The organism is uncultured Fibrella sp. (assembly GCF_964250085.1).
In the GTDB taxonomy this organism is placed as follows: domain Bacteria; phylum Bacteroidota; class Bacteroidia; order Cytophagales; family Spirosomataceae; genus Fibrella.
This window is the reverse complement of record NZ_CAXUEC010000001.1, coordinates 444218-465697: the sequence shown is the minus strand read 5'-3', so window position 1 is coordinate 465697 and position 21480 is coordinate 444218. Positions and strand designations below refer to the sequence as shown.

The following is a 21480-nucleotide window of genomic DNA, read 5'->3' as shown; positions in this document are numbered from 1 at the left end:
TTTGTATTCACTTTTTACATATAAGTTGTTAATTACAAATACCAGTTACATTTATTCTCCTTTATTTCATAAAGTATTGCTCCCTGCTTTGTAACATTACGCTGTCTGGTTTCTTACAGCGACAAGCGTATGGGAAAAATATACTTACTTACCTTACTTGCACTGGCCCTTCGCACCACGTCGCCTGGTCAAACACTCGTAGCCGATCAGTTACAACAGCGTTTGAACCAGGCCAGACGCGAGTTGGCAGTAAAGACGTTTCCGCTATTCAGCCTGTCCGATACGGCCGTCTATAAGGGATCATCTTTTCTGCCCGGCAAGCTACCAACGTCGCTACGGGTTGATACCGAACAGCTCACCCGGATTGTCGATGAGCGCCCCAACGCGCTGGCCTTTTCGATACCTACCGAAACCGGCTCTGTAGACCTTGAACTGGTATCGGTAGACTTGTTTTCGGCGGGAAGCAAACTCCTGCTAGGTACAGCCACTGGCACAGTCGACGTACCGATTAACAAAGGCGTATTTTACCAGGGCTTTGTTAAAGGCAACGAAAAATCGCTGGTAGCCATTACCATTACCAATGGTGAAGTAGCGGGTTTGATTACCGACGAAACCGGCAACCGCGTGCTCAGCCGACTACGGACAACTCAGACTGGCTACCTGCTTTATCGGGACAATACCCTATCTGCTCCCCGATCATTTACGTGTGGCGTTAACACAGATAACGTACCTGTGAAGACGCAGGATGTAGTCGTTGCGGAGAGTATCAGTTGTAAAGTTGTGAACGTTTATGTCGAGGTCGACTTCGATCTGTACACTAAGAACGGCGCAAACGTTACCCAGACGACCAACTACGTTGCCAATCTGTTCAATCAGGTTGCGCTTATCTATAACCGTGAGAATATCGCGATCCGCATCGCGGGTATTAAGGTATGGACAGTAGCCGACCCGTATGTAAATCAGACTTCCACCAGTGATCTGCTTGGCGCTTTCCAATCATACCAGAATACCAATCCGCCACCGGGTGTAAATCATCAGTTAGCGCATCTGCTTTCAGGTCGTGCACTGGGCGGCGGAATCGCTTATATAGACGTGCTTTGTAGCTCAACGTATAAGTATGGCCTGAGCACCGGCTTGTCGACCACTTATCTGGAATTTCCGAATTACTCCTGGGAAGTAATGGTCGTATCGCATGAAATGGGTCACAATTTCGGTTCGCCGCACACCCAAAGCTGCTCATGGCCGGGGGGCGCTATCGATAACTGCTATACTACGGAAGGGGGTTGTGCGGCCGGGCCTGCTCCCGTCAATGGTGGCACCATTATGAGCTACTGCCACCTGACTTCAGCAGGTATCAACCTGTCCAACGGCTTCGGCCTATTACCGGGCAATCTGATTCGTAGCCGGGTGACTAGCAAGGCTTGTATTCCTACCGGTAGCGATGTACCTATCAGTTTAGGAACGAAAAGTGCGCAGGCTACCAGCATCACAACGTACTGGGTATCTAACGCGGGTAGTACCCAGTTCACGATACAATATCGCCCCGCTAACGCTGCCAACTGGACAACGGTTGGTCCGTTTATCGGTCAACGCTACACGTTATCAGGCTTACAGCCAAATACGAGTTATAGCTGGCGTGTAACAGGTGAATGCTCGGGCAGCTACTCGGCTGAGGCAAGTTTTACTACCGGCGCGCCGATTTACTGCACACCGATCTATTCAGACAATGGCTGTACCTATGGCATTGGTCTTAAGCGAGTTGTCGTAAATGGAACGGTGCTGAGCAACAATTCGGGTTGTTCGCCCACGTACTATACGTTCTACCCCAGTCCGGTGGCGAGCCTTTCATTGAACGCAACGAATCCGTTCACCATTGACTTACTCGGCTATTTTAATGCCCAGCAACTCGCCATCTGGATTGATTTCAACCAGAATTACGAGTTTGAGGCGGATGAACGTGTGTTTGGCACCACAACAGGTGTCAAGGTGCCCGTGTCGGGTTCACTGACAATACCGGCCAACGTACAGAAGGGAATAACCTACCGGATGCGTATCAGAAATCAGTTTTCCTCTCCCGTCAACGCGCCCTGCGATGTATTAAGCTATGGCGAAGCAGAGGATTACCTGGTTTACGTTGACCCAGGTTGCCCACCTACGCCTACCATCACCCAATCGGCCTCGGCTATTACCTGTCTGCAAAGTGTTACACTGGCCGTTACGAACTGTACGGGTACGGTTGCCTGGCTTCCCGGTGCGGGGTCGGGTAGCTCGATTGTGGTTAGTCCAACGCAAACGACCAATTATACCGCCACCTGTAACCTGCCGAGTTGTAGCGTGAGTCAGCAGGCAGAGGTGCAGGTGGCGCCCGATATGGTTTCGCTGCAAAGTGGCGACTGGGATAACCCCAGCGTGTGGTCGTGCCAGCGTGTGCCAACGGCAACCACGCCGCTCACAATCTCTACCGGGCATACCATAACATTGCCAGCCAACTACGCTGGCAACACGTGGTCGCTTATTCTGGACGGCAGCTTGAAATACCTAACGAACAGCAAGTTAAAAATTAGCACTTCGTCGGCAAACTCAATTCGTGTGAGGTAAGCCCGAAGAGCAACCAGTTAGTGGTTACTCTTCGCGGCATACTTGTGGTAAGTTCAGGCCAGGGTCTTCGCGCCAGCCCGTTCACGCAGTTTTTCCGTGGGGCGGAAACGCTCGCCATACTGATCGGCCAGCCGGTCGGCCGTTTCTACGAACGTACCTACGCCCACAAAATCGACAAATGAGAGGGCACCACCCGTATAGGCGGGAAATCCCCAGGCCAGAATAGAGCCAAGGTCCCCATCGAGTTTGGTACGAACGACGTTTTCCTCAAAGCAGCGCACCGCCTCGATAGACTGGCGATACAGCAGCCTTGTTTTCACTTCGTCGAGGCCCGGCTGCTGAGCAGCGACAGGGAATAACTCGGCCAAACCCGACCATAGTTTCTTTGGCGCGTCTTCGGGGTATTCGTAGAAACCAGCCTTAGCTTTCTTCCCGATTCGGCCTAACTCGTTCATCTTTTGCACCATCAGGTACGTTGGCTCATCGCTACTCATCACGCCTGCTTTTACTGACTCGGTCATGACTTTCAGGCTCAGGTCCAGCGCTACCTCGTCATGCACAGCTAGCGGACCAACGGGCATGCCGGCATCTTTGCCGGCATTCTCGATCAGGATCGGGTTTACACCGTCGCGCAGGAGTTCCATGCCTTCGGAGGTGTAGGTGCCAAAACAACGCGAGGTATAAAAGCCCCGGCTGTCGTTGACCACGATGGGCGTTTTCCGAATCTTGCGGGTATAATCCATCGCGACGGCCAGCGCATAATCCGACGTTTGCTTACCCATGATGATCTCTACCAGCATCATCTTATCGACGGGCGAGAAAAAGTGAATGCCAATGAAATTCGCCGGATTTGCCGACGCCTCGGCCAGACCCGTAATGGGTATGGTCGATGTATTTGAGCCGAAAACCCCATTCGGGGCCAGCATTGGCTCGGCTTCTTTCGTGACAGTTGCCTTCAGTTCCTGCTTCTCGAAAACGGCTTCGATGATGAGATCGCAGCCCTGTAGGTCAGCTACATCGGCCGTTGCTTTGATCCGGTTCAGCATTGTATCGACCGTCGTGGGATCAACTTTACCGCGTTCAACGCCTTTTTTAAGCAGGTTTCGTGTATAGTCTTTTCCTTTTTCGGCACCCTCAACGGATACATCTTTCAGAACCACCTCGATACCCGCCACCACCGAGACATAGGCGATACCCGCACCCATCATGCCTGCGCCCAGAATGCCGACTTTCTTCACGTCTGTTTTCGGTTGGTCTTTTGGTCGACTGGCTCCTTTGTTGGCTTCATTCATACCCAGGAACATCGTACCGATCAGGTTTTTAGCCACCTTCGAGGTAGCTACCTTCACAAAATAGCGCGCTTCGATCACCAGCGCCCGGTCGATGTTCACTTGCAGGCCTTCATACACGCACGACATAATGGCCAGCGGCGCGGGGTAGTTGCCTTTGGTTTTATCCATCAGCATGGCCGTACCAGCCGCAAACGTCTGCGCACCAATTGGGCTTTGCACGTTACCGCCCGGCACCTTAAAAGCATCCCGCGCTACAATTTTGCCCGTCTTTCTATCGACCTGATCCCAGGGTTTGATCGGTTGCGGATTGGCCAGAATCCAGGTACGTGCCTTATCCATCAACGTTGTGGGTGTTTCGGCAACGTCGTCGATCAGGCCGTTTTTCAGCGCGTCAGGTACGTTCAGTTTTTTGCCTTCGACCAGCAAGGGCAGGGCCGCCTGCATGCCGATCATGCGCGGTAGCCGCTGCGTTCCGCCGCCGCCCGGCAGCAAGCCGATGGTTACCTCGACCAGGCCAATCTGCGTTTTCGGATTACTCAGGGCGATTCGGTGATGACAGGCGAGGCAGATTTCGTAGCCACCGCCCAGTGCCGTGCCGTTGATGGCCGCTACGGTTGGCTTACCACTCGTTTCGATGCGCCGGAAAATGCGGTTTAATTCTACCGACACCTTCAACATCTCGGCGGGAGGCTGATCGTTGTTGCGAAGGATCATTTTCAGATCGGCCCCGGCCACAAACTCCGGCTTATCCGACGTGATGATGATACCTTTCACCGACTCATCGGCGTAGGCTTTATTGAGTGCCTCCTCAAACTGAGGAATAGACTCGTCGTTGAGCACGTTCATCGGGCTGCTGGTCATGTTCCAGCGGATGACAGCCACGTTTTGCTCTACGGTGTAGTTGATCATAAGTTTGTCAATAAACAATTATCAATAAACAATCATCAATGGCTTCGCTCGGGAGCAGTCCTCAACTCATTACTGATCATTGTTCATTGGTAATTGTTTATTATTTAGTTAGTTAAGACGTTCAAAGATGGTAGCGATGCCCATACCGCCGCCGATGCAGAGAGTCGACAGGCCGAACTGTTTGCCGGTGCGCTCCAGTTCATCGAGCAGTGTGGCCGAAATGATGGCCCCGGTAGCTCCCAGCGGATGCCCCAGCGCAATGGCACCACCGCTGATATTTACCTGACTATGGTCTACGCCAAATTCCTCCATGAACAGCAGCGGTACGGCGGCAAACGCTTCATTGACTTCAAACAGGTCGATGTCGTTGATACTCATACCGGCCTTTTTCAACACCTTATGCGTAGCCGGAACAGGGCCAGTGAGCATGATCGTGGGTTCGGACCCCACAATGGCGAAAGCAACAATGCGGGCGCGAGGCTTCAGCCCGGATGCCTGCCCAAACGCTTCGCTGCCAACCAGCACTCCGGCCGCACCGTCGACAATCTGCGACGAATTACCGGCATGGTGCACGTGGTTAATCTGGTTCAGGTCGGCGTATTTCAGCAGTGCCAACGCATCCAGGCCCATCTGGCCCATTGTTTCAAACGCGGGTTTCAGCTTGCCCAATGTCTCTATAGTAGTGCCCGGACGTACCCCTTCGTCGCGGTCGAGCACCGTTATACCAATCTCGTCTTTATACGGCACCAACGTTTTCTGGAATCGATTTTCGCGTTGTGCCACCTCGGCCCGTCGGTACGACTCGGCCGCAAATGCATCGACGTCGTTCCGTGAGTAGCCCTGCCGCGTGGCAATAAGGTCGGCAGAGATTCCCTGCGGCACGATGTTATGCTGCGCCACTATCTGCGGATTCATGAAAATGGCACCGCCATCGGAACCCATCGGCACCCGCGACATCGACTCGACGCCCCCGGCAATGATGGCATCTACCTGCCCCGACATCACGTAGGCTGCCGCCTGATTGATCGCTTCCAGCCCCGACGAGCAGAAGCGGTTCAGTTGCACACCCGCTACCGATTCAGCATAGCCAGCCTCGAGAACAGCCGTGCGGGCAATGTCGGCCCCCTGCTCGCCCATCGGTGTTACGCAACCCATGATAACATCATCGACCAGGCGGGTATCCAGGCCATTCCGGTCACGGATGTTTCGCAACACGCTGGTCAACAACGAAATAGGCTGAATATCGTGGAGCGATCCGTCGCTCTTGCCGCGCCCACGCGGGGTTCTGACGGCGTCGTATATGAAGGCGTTGGCCATAGTTAATGTCAGGTTTTACACTACAAGTAGTATGCATGCATACGATTACGCAAATGTAGCGCAGACAAGTATAAATTGTGCAATACCACGATGAGAGTGTACATCGTAAATCGCATGGCATAACGAACCGGCAAGTGCGTTGCTGTAGCTGCTTTGTCGTATATTTGATTTATGGCATTGTACATCGAACAGCGAATTGATCAGTTAGAGGCTCATGCAGTCGAAGACGGTAAACTACTGGAAACCGTAGCTAAAGGACTGGCTACTTTAACGGTGGAGTTTCAAAAAGATCGCGAACAGGCGCAGCAAAATCACGAATCAACGAATAGGCGCATTGACGAAACTAATCTGCGCATTGACGAGACTAATCTGCGCGTTGATGAAACTAATCTTCGTATTGATCATCTTCGTGATGATATGAACCAACAGTTCAACGGAGTACGTCAGGATATTTCAGATGTGAAGGTCACACAAGCACTTATTCTCAAAATCCTGACCGAAAAATTATAAACTTTTTTCATCTGTTTGCCTTCTGTATGTCAATGAATTAGCTTTCGTGCCACCACCGAACGCTACCTACGTTGACTTTTCGTATATACTCTCTACTGGTAAGCTGGTTGATTAGTACGCCTGTCTTTCCGCAAGCCCAGCCAATCGCTTCTCCCCGTGGTTCGTCTGCCGCAGCCCGGTCAAGTATCCGCTCCGACGATGCCTTGAATCGCCTGTTTCAGGATCTGTTTCCGGTACAAACAGACGGCACAGATTATCAGGCCGTTTTCGATAATCTGGCCCAGTTATACAGTAACCCACTCGACCTGAACCGAGCCAGCCGCGATGAGCTTTCGGCCACGTTACTCTTTACAGAACGCCAGATAAGCAGCCTGCTGGGGTATCGGGAAACCAACGGCGATTTGCTGGCCGTTGCCGAGTTACAGGCTGTACCCAACTTCGACGTCTCCGGCATTCTGCGCGTAAAACCCTTCGTAACGATCCGGTCAGATGCCCTAACGGCCAACCTACCCGCGCCAACCGACAACTACCTGATTGCCCGTTACGAACGGGTTCTGGAGGAACAAAAAGGCTTCTCAGAAGCTATTCCCAGCAAATCAGGTACCGCACCGGCGGACCGGTTACCGCTACGCTATCAGGGTAGTCCGGGCCAGTGGTATGTACGGTACAGAAATAGCCGTCCGGGGTTTTATAGCGTGGGAATTACCCTGGAGCAAGACCCCGGCGAGGCCTTTCGCTGGAACCCGGCTACCCGGCAGTATGGCATCGATTACGTATCGTTTCATGCTCAAATTCAGAAGCGGGGCCACTGGCGGAATGTGATTATTGGCGATTTTCAGCAGCAGATTGGGCAGGGCCTTATCCTGTCGGCGGGCTTTTCGCTGGGGAAGAATGCCGAAACGATTCTCACCGTTCGACGGCCTACGCTGGGTGCACGACCCTACACGTCACTGACAGAATACGGTTATTTACGGGGCATTTCCGCTACCTACAGCCTCCTGCCCAGTCTGGATTTAACGCTTATTGCTGCCAGAAATCGCCGCGACGCCAATGTTGCAACCGGTAAAACGCCACTTGACGAGAACGTGGTAACGTCGTTCGGTACGTCGGGTCTGCACCAAACCAGCAGCGACTTACTCGATTTACGGGCGGTTGCCGAAACGAATTTGGGCAGTCATCTTCATTACCATACTCTTTCGTTTCAACTGGGGCTGACTGTGTTACGAACCAGTTTCGACACCAAACTGCAAAAGCGCGACTTGACTTACAACGAGTACGAATTTGTGGGCAGGCAGAACCTGGTCATTGGCCTACACGCCGGGTACGTTTGGCGAAACATGAATCTGTTTGGCGAAGTGGCCCGAAGCAGTGGTTCTGTGACGAACAGCGGCGGCATTGGCGCCGTGGCGGGCGTATTGACCAGCCTGAGCAGCCACCTCGATCTGGCGGTGCTAGTGCGGCATTACGACCGGAATTTTCACAGTTTTTACGCCAACGCCTTTAGCGAAGGTAGCCGAACAATCAATGAAACGGGTGTTTACGGCGGCGTGAAGTATAGTGTTTACCGGAAACTAACGCTCAGCGGCTTCGTCGACGGGTTTCGCTTTCCGTGGTGGAAATACCTGATTGATGGTCCGTCCGGCGGGTTTGATTACCTGCTGACGGCCACGTACCTGCCCAGTCGGCAAACGCGTTTCTCGCTCATTTTCCACGACGAGCATAAACAGAAAAATAAACCCGACAATAAAACCACACCGAAGGAAATAGGACAAACCACCCGCCGCAGCCTCGCCCTCACGGCCGACTACACCGTTGCGCCCGGCCTGACCATGCGCTCCCGCCTACAGGCAGGTACGTTCGGGTACGCTTCATCGGCAACCAGTTCGGCGGGCTTCGCAGTTATGCAGGATGTTACCTATGAACGGGGACGACTGAGCCTGAGCGGCCGGGTAGCCTTGTTTGGCACCGACGATTACGACAGCCGACAGTACGCCTACGAGCGGGATGTGCTGTACGCGTTTTCGTTTCCCGCCTACTTCGACCGGGGCATCCGGCATTACGTGCTGGCTCGGTATCAAGTCAACAAACACCTCGACATCTGGATGCGCTACGCCCGCACCGACATCAGCAATCAGCCGGATATCGGCTCGGATCTGAACCTGATTACCGCGCCACATAAAACAGAAGCGAAGCTCCAGGTACGTTGGCGGTTCAACTGACAACGTACCTGGGGCTGTTCTGCTCAAAGTTACTTTGGAGCCGGTGGTGGCAGCAGGGCCTTTTCCAGCTCATCGATTGTCCAGGCTTCCCGTGACGAATCATAAGCCTCCCGAACTTTCCTGATCTCGTCGGGATGCACCAACGCTGATTGTCGGCCCTTGATGGCCCGCGCCGACGTCCCCACGAACTCGTAGCGAATGTAGCTGACCACTGAAGCAATCCATTCGTCGGAGTTATCTTTCATGGATGCCATTTCGCTTGGATACGACTTTCCTTCAATGGGGCCTTTCAAACCGTGCAGAAGAATCCTGATGGCGAAGTCACGATCATGATTCAGGTGTTTGGCTCCCCTCAGGGCCGGGGCGGCGTTGGTGGGCAAGCCATTGCCATCGCCCCCGTGGCAGGGCGAACACATGCCTTTATATATTTCGCTGCCCGCCATAATCATCTTCCGTTCTGGTGGGGTGAAGCTGGCTAGCTTCATGCCGTAGACCTTGGCGTCTTCGTTTTTATCGATGCTGTTTTTGGCGCGGGCCAGCATCTGACTGGTCGGGTTCCGGGCCAGAATATCCTGAACCACCTGCCGGGCGCGGTCGTTTTTGTTGGCTCCCAATGAAAGAACCAGTTGAGTTTTAACGTCGTAACTTTCATCATTAGCCAGGCTACCAACGCGGGCAATCATGTCGGTATCGTTTTGCTTCAGGTATCGCTCGCTGATCCAGACAGAGGCGCGTCTAACCTGCGCGTCGGCATCGGTCATCGTTGTCATCAATAAGTCTTTATCGATAGCATCCAGGCCCTCAAGCGTCCATAAGGCGTGTAAGCGGCCCAACGCCGATGCCTTTTGCTGACCAATCGCCATCTGTTTCAGGGTCGGGATAACGGACTTGTCGCCCAGCAGAATGATCTGTTTCTGGGCGTTATCTCGCCACCAGCCGTTGGCGTGGTCCAGATGCTTCACCAGCTCGGCGGCCGGTACGTCCAACATGTTGGGTTTGGGACCGGGTTTGAATCCGTCGTGCACCAACCGCCAGATACGACCACGCTGATTCACTTTTGCCAGATCATACTGATCGATTTTACCCCGCAGAAACGTCCCCTTCTTCGTCCAGTTCGACTCCTGAATTACGCCCCGGTTCATGTCGATGATGTACAGCAGGCCGTCGGGGCCGGTGTAGGTATTCACGGGCCTGAAAAAGAAGTCGGTACTGGCAATAAATTCCTTGTGGGTATACACGTTTTCCAGGTACGTCTTCCCCTCCCGATTGACCACATGAGCCCGCCGGATGATACGCGCCACGGGTTCGTTGATCAGGTAATCGCCCACCAGATCGGCGGGCAGGCGGTCGCCCCGGAAAATAGACTGACCATTGCCCGACGTAAAGTGATTCAGCGTGCTATCTGGCCGCAAACGAGGGGCACCACCCTGCACTTCAGGGTTTGAGATCCGCGACCAGACGGGGCTGAATGTTTCTTCATTATAGGCGTCGGCAAATTCGAGCGCGCCATATTTCGGGTTGATCTGGAAGCCAGAACCTGCGTTTTCGCCGCCGCCCCGGCTATAGAACAGCCGTCCGTAATTGTCATGTGTCAGGCCCCACTGCCCGTTGGAGCCACTATGCAGCGAATCGGCTTTGAGCATCCCGCCAACGTACCTGAACCGGATCGGGTCAACGGTTTGGTAGATATAATTGTCGAGGTTCCAGTCCAGGCCGCTACGCTGGTGTTCCAGATTACCGGGGGCCACTTTTCCAAGCTCGTACACGGCTCTTTTAGCGTCGGCCACGCCATCGCCATTGGTGTCTGTATAGCTATAGATATCGTACGTATCGGTCTCGTTGACAAGCAGTTCGTGGTTCACGCAGAGCAGCATGCGCGGCAGCATCAGGTCTTTGATGAACACCGTGCTTTTGTCCATTTTACCATCGTTGTTGGTATCTTCCAACAGCATCACCCGGCTTTTCTTATCCTTGGTTCCGGTGCCGTCTGCGTCCTGCGTGTAGGTCTCCATCTGGGCCACATACAGGCGGGCGTTACCGTCCCAGGCAAGGGCCACGGGTTCGGTAATCATGGGTTCACTCGCCACCAGTTCCATATGGTAACCGGCCGGGAGCACAAACGCCCGCTGGCTTTGCTCGGGTGTCAGCGGAGTGATTGAAAAGGGTGCCAGCGGCTGTATGCTATCACCGTTCACCGTTGGAACAACGGCCACCGCCTCCGTAACCGGATTGGAAACTGCCGTTTTTGTTGCCATCTGCACCTTGCAGGCGTAAACAAACGCAGACAGAGCCAGTGTACTAACGATCAATTGGTTACGTTTCATGTCAACAAATGATAAGGCTATTTTTTAGCAAATCGAAAGAAGGCGTAACTACAGGCACTGCTCATCGCAATCAACAGATGCCATATGGAATGCCCCTGCACCAGTGAATGCGGATCGCAGCCGATTTTCTGCACATCCAGCGTACGAAACCGAACCGCGACAACCATCAACACGAGGCTGGCAATGGCCAAAAGGGCGGACCGCTCTTTCCGGAACTGTCCATAATTGATGGCTATGCATAGCAGCAGTGACAGGATCAGCGATGGCAACAAAACCGAACTTGTTACCAACAATGCGATCTTTAAAAACAAGAAGATAAGAATCACCAATCCTACTATCCAGACGTTCTTGATACGCTGCGTAAATCGGATGGTGTGCAGGACATGATACAGCCCGATGCTGACCAGCACGAGGGTCAGGCCGTAGGTTCCGTTCATATCAACGCGCTGCCCTAGCCAGGTGAGCGATGCGTGAAAAAAGGCGCTGCCGAGGCTCAGGTATATGAAGCAGACGCCCAACAGCGCCGATAAGAGTGGAAACGACGCCAGCCTGTTCTGATGCTCGATTCCCTGGGTACGTCTATCCTGAAACGCAATTTGCAGAATCAGCACCCCGAAAAAGAAATAGGCCAGGTTTGAATATGTGTTCATGGGTTGATGAAAAAACCGGTCGACATGGTTGAATTCGCAGTATTCAACCGTCAGTGCCGATTTACTCACCTCCATACCACGCCAAACGTCGCCGGTGAAAAACGAGTCCAGTCCCCACCAGATAAGGAGCATGCCCAGCGTCAGCAACAGCGAACGAACCAGGAGTTTATATACCGTCCGGGATGCCATCATGCAGGTGTTGTGCCAGAACGAAGTGCTTATTTATCAAAATCGTCTCCGAGCAGTTCTTTCTCGGTCCAGATACCACTGCCTGCTGGCTTTTTATCCCGCAACTTCTTCACATCTCTGGCCGAAATACTTTTCCCTTCTTTGGCAAGCGCATTTTGGGTATACTGAATAATATCGACGATATCCTGGTCGCTAATCTCTTTATTATTGATCAGTGCGGGCATTTCATTGTTCAACTGGTACAGCTTTCCGTTAACATGAATCGGCCCGCTGACACCGTGCAAAATAATAGCCGCCAGCCGCTTCATGGAGCCATCGATATATTCGGAACCTTTGAGCGGTGGTGCCAGATCCTGAATTCCTTTTCCGTCGGGACCGTGGCAGGTAGCGCAAATACTTCTGAATAATTTTAAGCCTTTTGTCCGATTATCCACTTCGTTTTTTTCGACCACATAAATCGAATTCATTTCTTTTTTCTGCCGCTTGATTATCGTAGCCGTCAATTTGTCTTTCAGTAAATCGCTGGGATTCATCGACGCCAGAAAACGCTCTTCTTCACCGTCAAGGCCGCTAACAAGTGCTTCCTGGAAGATGGGTTTAGTGGCATATTTTTTATCAATTTCAGCGAGAAAAGGTAGAAAGGTCGCCTCCGAAAGTTTGAGCCACGGATTCAGCGACATGGACAAATAGAGGTCAATTGTTTCGTTGTTTCGAGCGACCAACTGTGTGCTCATCGCCTTCATTTTAGACACCTGCTGTGGCGCGGCAAATCGCTCCAGAAGTCCCAGCGCATGAGCAATCGTTTCGGGTTGTTTCGATTGATTGATAATATCGCCCACTGATGTAAACGACAGGGCGTTCAGGCCGTCCAGCACATACAAAGCGTGAATAGCCGTTGCAAACGGATTATCTGCTTTGGCCAAACTGGTTAACTGACCAACCACCGTGAGGTCTTTCTTTTGAATCAGTAATTGCTGGGCGCGGTCTCGCAACCAGCCATTCGGGCTACTGAGCAGGGAAACCAGTTCTTTTGCCGATGCCTTCGACAAATCGGGGACCGGATTTAGCTTGGCTGAGTTGCTGGTGATTTTCAGAATACGTCCCGCATTCTGCAAGGTATCCAGTTTTTTACCGGCAAGCTGTTCAGTCAGGTACTGCGAAATATAAGCCTTGTGCTGAATGATACCCCGGTGCATATCAACCACATAGATAGCGCCATCGGGACCATTGAACAGATTCACCGGCCGGAAACCTTCGTCGGTCGAGGCAATAAACTCTCTTCCTTCTACAGCCTGACTAGCCGTTGTTTTGTTGCCATCGAAATGCAGAATGTTCCGTTTGATGAGGTTGGCTTCGGGCACGCAGACAAACGCATTCTGATTGTAGTCTTCCGGGAAAGCTGCCCCGCGATACACCAACGGGCCGCAGGCCGCCGTCACGTCTTTCAAAAATCCTTTTTCGTCTAAAACCCCGGCCTGATACCCCCGATTGACGGATGTTTGATGAATGGGATAGACCCGATTGCTAGCCAGCCGTTGATGTTCCGAGATGACCGGTTTGTAATATTTATTTCGAATTACTTTATTGGGTAGCACATAATCACCCTGCAAATTGGTAGAGTTATTATTGTAATAAAGCCGCCCGAAATTATCTTTCGTTATGCCCCATTGCCCCCGGTCGGTGGTGGGCTCTTTTATCCATTTGCCGTTTCTTAGCTGATACCTGAAATTGTAGTTCGCATTGTAGATCCAGTTATCGATGTTCATCATTAATCCGTTAGACGAATGCTCCACATTTCCCCCCTCAGCATACACCGGATCGACCAGCGTTTTTTTGCCGGGTTTATCATTTTTTATGTCCACGAACCAAAGTTTTGGTCCATCGACGTATAATAAGCCACCATAAACAAGCGCCAAGGCTCTGGGCAGCACAAGCTTATCCAGAAATACTTTCGCGTGGTCGGCAACGCCATCTTTATCTCTGTCTTCCAGAATGGAAATTTTGCCGGTCGGGTCTTCCTCACCCAGCCCTTCGAGGTTGGGCATGTAACCAATCATTTCGACCACCCATATCCGGCCTTTATCGTCAAAATCCATACTGACGGGTGCCTTCAATACCGATTCAGACGCAATCAGGCTCAGCGTAAAACCGTCTTCTACCTTGTAGTTTTCAAGCGAAATTCGGGGCTCCTCAAACGAAGCGATGTTGAACCCGGCCAGAACGGTAGTTAGTGCCAGCAGTGAAGCAAATGCCAGTGTGTAAGATCTTTTGGTAGCCATGTTGATATAACTCTTTTTTGCCGGGGAAAGCCGCAGCCTTATAACGCCGAAATGCCGAATATCGATTCTAATGAACTGAAAAGGAGGACTACATCCATTGGCCGCGCCTAATCCGCGGTGGGTACGTTCCGGCAATCCTATTCTGGTAAAGTCAACCGTGGCCGATTTATCCTTTTCATAACCCCACCCAAAGCGTACATTATTATTTCGGCGGTGCCGACATGGAGGCAGGTGCCTGTTCGGGCTTGCTGCCCCAGGCTTTGTTTGGTTTATCACCCAACTGAAGCGTCAGCGTACCACCGTTGACAACCGTATTATGCAGCAGCCACGGGTGGTCGAGGGGCTGACCATTCAATGTGGCCGACTGAATGTACACGTTTCGGGCCGAGTTATTCCGGGCGTCGATCACGAACTGTTTGCCCTTGTAGTATTTTGGATTGAGCTTGATGGTGACCTTGTTGAAAATCGGGCTGGTGATTTCGTAGAACGGGTCGGGTGTTGTGCCGCCGTTGGTTGAAAATAGACCCGTTTTCAACAACACCGACAGGCTACCCATGAGCCCCTGGTCTTCGTCGCCACTGTAGCCATAATCGGGCGAGATGCCGCTGTATACTTTCTCTACCACCTGCCGCGTCCAGTACTGGGTTAGCCAGGGTGACCCGGCGTAGTTGAAGAGCCAGGCCGTTTGCATGCAGGGCTGGTTGCCGTAGTTGATGAATATCCGGCGGGCCTCTTCCTGGTTCTCGCTGGCATGCGTTTTTCCCGTCACAAAATCATGCGTTTGTGCCTTCTTGAATGAGCCGTTCAGCTTGCTGACGAACGCTTCCCGGCCGCCCATCAGGTTAATCAGGCCCTGCACATCGTGGGGTACAAACCAGGTATACTGGGCCGCGTTACCTTCTTCCCAACCATTATCATAACGCAGAATGTCAACAGGTTCAGCCCATTTTCCGTCCAGCGTCCGGTTCCACATCCAGCCAATATCGGGGTTGTAGATGTTTTTGTAGTTCTGCGCCCGCTTCATAAACAGGCCGTAATCGTCGGTTTTCCCAAGCGATTTGGCCATCTGCGCCAGCGTATAATCCTGATAGGCGTATTCCAGCGTCTGCGTGGAGCCGTCCTGATGGAAGCCGTAACGGGTTTTGCTCATCGGATGCGGCACGTACCCACGCTCCATGTAAAATTCGATGCCTCCGCCTTTGAACGTGTTGTGCTCGTAGCCAGCTTTGCTCATCAATCCACCGGGAAAATGATTTTTGCGCATCCCCTCATAGGCTTTGTTCTGATCAAACCCCCGGATTCCTTTCAGGTAGGCGCTCACGATGAAGGGTGTCGACGAGGCACCCGTCATCACGAAGGTGTAGTTGCCACCCGCCGGTCCGCGCGGAATCAGGCCGCCATCGTCGTACATAAGCAGCATCGAATTAACGAACGACTCCGTCACCTCAGGATACACCAGGTGCCAGAGCGTATTGAGCGACCACTGCGCACCCCACATGGCATCGAAATTATGGTGATTGAACCTGGGTTTGCCGTTGGCATCCAGCGGAATCTGCCTGATTCGTCGTTCGGGACCGGTCATGTCGCTGTACTTTCCGTTCACGTCGGAGATGATGCGCCGACCCTGCAAGGCGTGCCAGAGGTCGGTGTAAAAGCGGCTGCGCGTGGTATCGCTGCCGCCCTGAACAGCAATGCGGCTCAGCCAGTTGTTCCAGTCGGCGCGGCTCTCCTGCACCGTTTTTTCAAAATTCCAATGCGGCAGTTCGGCCTTGAGATTAATGCGGGCCTGTTCTTCGCTAACGTACGAAATGGCCACTTTCATTTTGCGAACCTCGCCCGCTTTGGTTTCGAAGCTCAGGTACGTTCCTACGTGCTCCCCTTCGATCCTATCGTTGATCGCTTCCAGTTTACCCTTCCGCCAGCCCCTGAACAAATCGAACGGTTTGTCGAACACGGCGACGAAGAATACGGTCAGCGTTTTGGGTCGTCGAATGGTTGGAGCCATAATCGCGTAGCCTTCGATCTCCTGATTGCTAACCTTTTTCACATGCCCTTCCTGCGTATCTGACGGCCCCAAAAAAGTGGAAAAATCAAATAGGATATGGCTTTGCGCCGAGGCTGGGTACGTGTATTTATGAAAGCCAACGCGTGTAGTCGACGTTAGTTCGGCGGTGATGTTGTAAGCTTCCAGCACCACTTTGTGGTAGCCCGCTTTCACGATTTCTTTCGCGTGCGAAAATTGGGAACCGTACTGCTCCGAGCCTAAATGCCCCTTGAATTCCCCGGTTGTGGGCATCACCGGCACACCCGACAACTGCCAGCCGTGTACGTGGCTAAAGCACTTGATACTATCCAGATGGTAGCGATAGCCCGCCCCCCAATCGGCATTGACGCCGTTATCGGGGCTGAGATTGACCATGCCGAACGGACGTGACGCCGAATTGAAAAAGAACCAGCGCGAATTGGCCGCGTCGACCAGCGGATTAACCAGATCGACGAGTTGTTTCTGAGCCTGTGCACGTTGATGCAGGCCAAACGTGCCGATCAGAGCGAGTAGGCAAACGGTAAGCTTATTTATTGACATAACTAGATTCATACCGGCCATAGCCATATGGGCAGAACGCCGCCTGTAGACTATAGATGGCGTTCTGCCCGGTAACATACTGTCTGTAAACGGTGTGTAGCCCGTCAGATAAATCGCTGTAGTATCCGCAGCGGGTAAAACGGCTTATCATCGCACACCCTTTTGGATCGCGTCAGTCAGGAAAGAACGTTACCGACCGATCTACCGCCATACGGTTTGGGCCAGCAAGACCTCTTTGCCCGTTTCGGCATGGGCAAGCCGGTGAACGAACGTACCTGGCTCGGTTGGCAGGTTTTGCACATCGATCTGCTCGCGCCAATGCGTTTCGGTGCGATACACCACGTCGAGTTCGGCCAACTTCTGCGTTTGGAGGATGGTATCGGGGAGTTGTTCGAGCAGCCAACGGATATAAACCACGTTATTGACATGCTGATTGGCATCGATATCGAACCAGCCTACCGTGACCTGGTCGGCGGGCGTTGCCGAAAAGTCAACCGTTTGATACGCAGGTTTCAACGGTAGCTTCGGCGACACATCGACCACCTCGGGGGGCGACAGCGAGCGGATGAAACCGGGAACGGGAATAATGCCGCGCTTGGCCGTGTCGAACACCAGCCAGGTGCTGCTGGCTTCGGCCAGCAACGTTCCATCGTCGGCCAGCACGCGAAAATCGCGGTAGACAAAAAACTTCTCAACGAACGTTGGGTACGTTACTACGCTGATTATCTGCCCGTTAGTTGGGCACTGATGCATTGTCAACCCGAAGCGCATGAGCATCCAGCCGAGCCCCTGTGCCTGAAGCGTACCGCTGCCGATGCCATAATCATCGGCATTTCGATTGGCCGACTCCTGCATCAGGTTCATCAGTGCAGGCACGCTCAGCCGCCCGGTAGCATCGCATTCGTAGCTATGAAGGGTATAGGTATCGGTTTGGATAAAAGCCATAACGACAAAGGTACGTTTTTGCCTTCCCTGAATCCTTAAATTTACAAGGCAAATAGCCGGATGAGCAGCCCGCCAATTGCCGCGCCAACTAGTGGCCCAACCACCGGCACCCAGGCATAGGCCCAGTCTGACGATCCTTTGCCGGGAATGGGCAGCAGGGCGTGGGCTATTCGAGGGCTCAGATCCCGGGCGGGGCTCATGGCATACCCCGTGGTGCCGCCCAGCGACAAGCCAATACTCCAGACCAGCACGCCGACCAGGTAAGGCCCTACGCCAATGGCCAGTACGCCCAGCGCTTTCGACGAAATACCTGCCAGGCCCAGAATCAGAACCAGTGTACTGATGAGTTCACTCAGCAGGTTAGCGCCCGGTTGCCGAATAGCAGGCCCGGTGCTAAAAACAGCCAGTTTGGCACCGGGATCGGGGGTGACGCGCCAGTGGGGCAGGTAGATAAGCCACACCAGCACAGCGCCGAGAAAGGCCCCCATCATTTGCGCTGAAATAAACGGTACCATGTGGCTGTAGTCATTGGTTGCCACGGCAAAGGCAACGGTAACGGCCGGGTTCAGGTGGGCATCGATACTGCCGAAAGACTTGGCCACGAAAACACCCATTGTCACGGCAAAAGCCCAACCTGTGGTAATCACGATCCACCCACCATCGGCCCCTTTCGTTTGTCGAAGTACTACGTTGGCGACCACTCCGTTACCCAGAAGTATAAGCACCATCGTGCCGATCAGTTCGCCAAGAAAGGGAGAAGTTTGCATAGAAAAAGGCGCGTTAAGGCCGGGAATAGTCTCTATTTGAGATAATTTAGGGTAATTTTCAGCCAATATACACGTCAATTTGTTTCCGCTCCAAAGTCTGTACGGCCATTGGATTACTACTTTGTATCTATCCACGCCTCTTCACAACGTTGCAGTTACCTTTCTACCATGAAGACCATTCAGTTCGAACAAACCGGCAAACCGGCCGACATTCTTAAAGCAGTTGAAAAAGACGTACCTGAACCGGGTGCGGGCGAGGTACGTATCCGCGTTGGCGTGAGCCCGATCAACCCGTCCGATATCATGTTTGTGCAAAACCTGTACGGCATCCGTCCTCAGTTGCCGTCGGGTGCTGGATTTGAGGGTATGGGCGTGATCGACGCGGTAGGCGAAGGCGTTGAGATGGAAGTTGGTCAGCGGGTGAGTTTCACGGGCGTAGGTACGTGGTCGGAATACGCGATTACGCATCACAAAGCCCTGATTCCTGTTCCCGACGAAATGCCCGACGACGTGGCAGCGCAATTATTTGTCAACCCGTTTACTGCCTTCGCAATGGTAGAAGAGGCGGGTGTAGCGGCTGGTAGCTGGCTGATGATCACGGCATGTGCGTCGGCGTTTGGCAAAATGGCGATTCAGCTCTGTAAGCAACGGGGCATAAAAACAATCGGCACCGTTCGCCACAACGACCTGAACGACGAACTCACCGCCCTTGGCCTTACCGAGATTATCAACACCGAAACCGACAACATGGCGGCCCGGACAAAGCAGATCACCGACGGACAGGGCGTAGCCTGCGTCCTCGACGCGGTGGGTGGCCATACGGCATCCGAAGCGCTGAAGTGTCTCGGCAGAGGCGGTAAGCTATTGATATACGGCCTGTTGAGTATGCAGGACCCGACATTTAATGCCGGGCTGATCATCTTCCGGGAGCTGACCATCAAAGGGTTCTGGCTAACCGACTGGATGCGTCGCGTCGATGCCAAAACGCGGCAACGGGTAGCGGGCGAAGTGATTGGTATGCTGGCATCAGGCCAGATAAAAATGCCCGTCGAAGCTACCTACAGCCTCGATGACATCAAGAAAGCCGTTGAACATGCCGACGCCCCCGGCCGCTGGGGTAAAATCCTGGTTAAACCGTGAAATGAGTTTATGGTTTGCTACTCTCTCATTTTGCCAGTGCTTTGCTGAGTACGGAAATCAGGCCGCCCATAGAAACGATGAGGAGGGCGATGACTATGATCTGCGTGTGGCTTCCTTCGTTCGGGTTATCCAGCAGGGTACGTATGTGGTGCGCTTCGGCACCTGTCCAGATGGCGAGTAGCGTGCGGGGAACCATGCCCAGAAAGCCCCCCAGCAGGATGTTGCGCAGACTCGCACCTGACAGTGAAAACACCATGTTGGTCAGCGAAAAAGGCAGGGCAGGCGATAATTTCGCGAAGAAAATAAAGAGCAATTCCCGATCGCGGATACGGTCCAGAACGCGGGCCGCTTTGGGATTCTGTTCAATCATCCGTCGAACACGGTCGTGATCCAGCCGACGAACAACCAGGTTGACCAGCAAAATGGCCGCCATATTGATGACAAACAGGGGCAGTGTTGCCTTCCAGCCCAGGAAGTACCCAAAAATAAGGGCCAGCGGTGTGGGAAGCATCAATGCAAAGGCACAGCCTAAACAACAGACGACAGTGGCCAACGCCCACTCAGAAGAAGTGAAGGCAGCAATCTGCGTTTCGTGCATTACGGCATAATATGTGATGTACGAACTCATCAGCACTGGTAGGGCCGATAGCAGGAGACCCAGCAAAGCCGGACCAGTCAGAATTTGGCGTAGTTTGGTGGTCATGAACATACGGGCAACTGTCCTGTTTATAGAACTGTTCATTTAGGCCAAAAAATCAGAGCCAGTAGAACCACCAACGCACTAGACACTCCACCCTCCGATCAGTTCGCTCAATGACTCGATTCTGTACCTACCTGTTCTACTTCCTTTGCGGTCTTACCTTCTCCGTATCAGCTCAGCCTACGGCCCCTTTCTCCGTTGCCGATAGTACGCTCTATCTGAAGAAGAACTTTGTTTTTCGGCGCGACTATACCCTCCCCTACCGGATGCTGGAGCCGCTGGAAAAAGACACCAAAATGAAATATCCATTGGTGGTTGTGCTGCATGGAGCGGGCGAAAAAGGGACCGATAATGAGCGGCAACTGCTTACCGGTGGTGCCGTATTTGCCAGCTTCGACAATCGGCTGCGCTTCCAATCGTACGTTGTTTTTCCGCAGTGTCCCAAGCCTGACAACTGGAGCACCTTTGGCTTTCTGAAAAATCCCGGCGAAGATGTTCAACTGGGGAAATATGGCAAACAGGCGAGCGAGCCCCTGCGTGCCACCCTCGCCCTGATCGACCGCCTGATTGCCGACGAGCATATCGATAAGAATCGAGTGTATATCGTGGGCCTCTCGATGGGCGGATTCGGCACCCTGGAAGCCCTGGCGATGCGGCCCGGTCTGTTTGCCGCAGCCGTTCCTATTTGCGGGGGAGGCGATATTACTGTTTGCGATAAATACGCCAGAAAGGTGCCCGTCTGGCTTTTCCATAGTCAGGACGACCCGATCATACCCGTCAGCCTCTCGCAAATCCTTGCCAATCGCCTCAGAACGTTGAAAGCTGAGCCTAAGTACACCGAGTATGAACGGGCCGGGCGGTCGACCTGGCGTGAAGCCTTTGCCGACGCCCGCCTGCTCCCCTGGCTCTTCGATCAGAACCGGAAGCAATCGGGCGAGGTACGCAAGACACAGGACGTACCTGAAAGCCCTGCCCCGCTTACACTTCGCCCCCTTAAATAAGCCGCGTAAACCTTTCGGTACAGGCGGGGTTTTGTCTGATATATAAACTCAACAAA

14 protein-coding genes are annotated in these 21480 nt (G+C 53.1%); 5 read left to right on the top strand and 9 right to left on the bottom strand.

What is annotated here, in order from left to right; genetic code table 11:
- The first annotated feature begins 129 nt into the window (after positions 1-129).
- Complete coding sequence (locus ACFE8Q_RS01870; protein WP_375443649.1) at positions 130-2598, top strand: M12 family metallo-peptidase; 2469 nt, start codon at positions 130-132, stop codon at positions 2596-2598.
- 53 nt (positions 2599-2651) lie between these two features.
- On the opposite strand, the gene ACFE8Q_RS01865 is transcribed toward ACFE8Q_RS01870, so the two are convergent.
- Together ACFE8Q_RS01865 and ACFE8Q_RS01860 are read right to left on the bottom strand one after the other, a co-directional pair.
- Positions 2652-4799 (bottom strand): 3-hydroxyacyl-CoA dehydrogenase NAD-binding domain-containing protein, encoded by a 2148-nt coding sequence (locus ACFE8Q_RS01865; protein WP_375443648.1) that lies wholly within the window; start codon positions 4797-4799, stop codon positions 2652-2654.
- 108 nt (positions 4800-4907) lie between these two features.
- On the bottom strand, positions 4908-6116 hold the full coding sequence (locus ACFE8Q_RS01860) for an acetyl-CoA C-acetyltransferase (protein ID WP_375443647.1): 1209 nt from the start codon (positions 6114-6116) through the stop codon (positions 4908-4910).
- A gap of 171 nt (positions 6117-6287) precedes the next feature.
- On the opposite strand from ACFE8Q_RS01860, the gene ACFE8Q_RS01855 reads away from it, so the two are divergent.
- Entirely contained in the window at positions 6288-6626 is a 339-nt protein-coding gene (locus ACFE8Q_RS01855; RefSeq protein WP_375443646.1) for a hypothetical protein, read from the top strand.
- 71 nt (positions 6627-6697) lie between these two features.
- Positions 6698-8845: a ComEA family DNA-binding protein gene (locus ACFE8Q_RS01850; RefSeq protein WP_375443645.1), complete on the top strand. Its 2148-nt coding sequence runs from the start codon at positions 6698-6700 to the stop codon at positions 8843-8845.
- A gap of 29 nt (positions 8846-8874) precedes the next feature.
- Here ACFE8Q_RS01850 and ACFE8Q_RS01845 read toward each other — a convergent pair whose 3' ends face one another.
- From ACFE8Q_RS01845 to ACFE8Q_RS01820, 6 genes are all read right to left on the bottom strand, one after another.
- Entirely contained in the window at positions 8875-11169 is a 2295-nt protein-coding gene (locus ACFE8Q_RS01845; RefSeq protein WP_375443644.1) for a c-type cytochrome, read from the bottom strand.
- A 17-nt stretch (positions 11170-11186) separates the two neighbouring features.
- A complete protein-coding gene (locus ACFE8Q_RS01840) occupies positions 11187-12011 on the bottom strand; it encodes a ceramidase domain-containing protein (RefSeq protein WP_375443643.1) in 825 nt (274 codons plus the stop codon).
- Between the two features lie 26 nt (positions 12012-12037).
- Complete coding sequence (locus tag ACFE8Q_RS01835; protein ID WP_375443642.1) at positions 12038-14287, bottom strand: c-type cytochrome; 2250 nt, start codon at positions 14285-14287, stop codon at positions 12038-12040.
- A 202-nt stretch (positions 14288-14489) separates the two neighbouring features.
- Positions 14490-16871, bottom strand: a complete 2382-nt coding sequence (locus ACFE8Q_RS01830; RefSeq protein WP_375443641.1) for a GH92 family glycosyl hydrolase — start codon at positions 16869-16871, stop codon at positions 14490-14492.
- A 201-nt stretch (positions 16872-17072) separates the two neighbouring features.
- The gene (locus ACFE8Q_RS01825; RefSeq protein WP_375443640.1) at positions 17073-17816 is read right to left on the bottom strand and encodes an acyl-[acyl-carrier-protein] thioesterase; all 744 of its coding nucleotides are present in this window, start codon (positions 17814-17816) and stop codon (positions 17073-17075) included.
- 41 nt (positions 17817-17857) lie between these two features.
- Positions 17858-18583, bottom strand: a complete 726-nt coding sequence (locus ACFE8Q_RS01820) for an MIP/aquaporin family protein (RefSeq protein WP_375443639.1) — start codon at positions 18581-18583, stop codon at positions 17858-17860.
- A 168-nt stretch (positions 18584-18751) separates the two neighbouring features.
- Between ACFE8Q_RS01820 and ACFE8Q_RS01815 the strand changes: the two genes are divergently transcribed.
- The gene (locus ACFE8Q_RS01815) at positions 18752-19723 is read left to right on the top strand and encodes a zinc-dependent alcohol dehydrogenase family protein (RefSeq protein WP_375443638.1); all 972 of its coding nucleotides are present in this window, start codon (positions 18752-18754) and stop codon (positions 19721-19723) included.
- Between the two features lie 25 nt (positions 19724-19748).
- Here ACFE8Q_RS01815 and ACFE8Q_RS01810 read toward each other — a convergent pair whose 3' ends face one another.
- Positions 19749-20426, bottom strand: a complete 678-nt coding sequence (locus ACFE8Q_RS01810; protein WP_375443637.1) for a TVP38/TMEM64 family protein — start codon at positions 20424-20426, stop codon at positions 19749-19751.
- Between the two features lie 110 nt (positions 20427-20536).
- Here ACFE8Q_RS01810 and ACFE8Q_RS01805 point away from each other — a divergent pair, with 110 nt between their 5' ends.
- Positions 20537-21424 (top strand): prolyl oligopeptidase family serine peptidase, encoded by an 888-nt coding sequence (locus tag ACFE8Q_RS01805; RefSeq protein WP_375443636.1) that lies wholly within the window; start codon positions 20537-20539, stop codon positions 21422-21424.
- Positions 21425-21480 lie beyond the last annotated feature (56 nt).

Excerpts from the sequence above, each read along its gene's own strand:
- ACFE8Q_RS01835 (WP_375443642.1), bottom strand. The coding sequence starts at position 14,287 with ATGGCTACCAAAAGATCTTACACACTGGCATTTGCTTCACTGCTGGCA.
- ACFE8Q_RS01805 (WP_375443636.1), top strand. The coding sequence starts at position 20,537 with ATGACTCGATTCTGTACCTACCTGTTCTACTTCCTTTGCGGTCTTACC.
- ACFE8Q_RS01815 (WP_375443638.1), top strand. The coding sequence starts at position 18,752 with ATGAAGACCATTCAGTTCGAACAAACCGGCAAACCGGCCGACATTCTT.
- ACFE8Q_RS01845 (WP_375443644.1), bottom strand. The coding sequence starts at position 11,169 with ATGAAACGTAACCAATTGATCGTTAGTACACTGGCTCTGTCTGCGTTT.
- ACFE8Q_RS01830 (WP_375443641.1), bottom strand. The coding sequence starts at position 16,871 with ATGTCAATAAATAAGCTTACCGTTTGCCTACTCGCTCTGATCGGCACG.
- ACFE8Q_RS01820 (WP_375443639.1), bottom strand. The coding sequence starts at position 18,583 with ATGCAAACTTCTCCCTTTCTTGGCGAACTGATCGGCACGATGGTGCTT.
- ACFE8Q_RS01870 (WP_375443649.1), top strand. The coding sequence starts at position 130 with ATGGGAAAAATATACTTACTTACCTTACTTGCACTGGCCCTTCGCACC.
- ACFE8Q_RS01840 (WP_375443643.1), bottom strand. The coding sequence starts at position 12,011 with ATGATGGCATCCCGGACGGTATATAAACTCCTGGTTCGTTCGCTGTTG.
- ACFE8Q_RS01860 (WP_375443647.1), bottom strand. The coding sequence starts at position 6,116 with ATGGCCAACGCCTTCATATACGACGCCGTCAGAACCCCGCGTGGGCGC.
- ACFE8Q_RS01865 (WP_375443648.1), bottom strand. The coding sequence starts at position 4,799 with ATGATCAACTACACCGTAGAGCAAAACGTGGCTGTCATCCGCTGGAAC.
- ACFE8Q_RS01825 (WP_375443640.1), bottom strand. The coding sequence starts at position 17,816 with ATGGCTTTTATCCAAACCGATACCTATACCCTTCATAGCTACGAATGC.
- ACFE8Q_RS01855 (WP_375443646.1), top strand. The coding sequence starts at position 6,288 with ATGGCATTGTACATCGAACAGCGAATTGATCAGTTAGAGGCTCATGCA.
- ACFE8Q_RS01810 (WP_375443637.1), bottom strand. The coding sequence starts at position 20,426 with ATGACCACCAAACTACGCCAAATTCTGACTGGTCCGGCTTTGCTGGGT.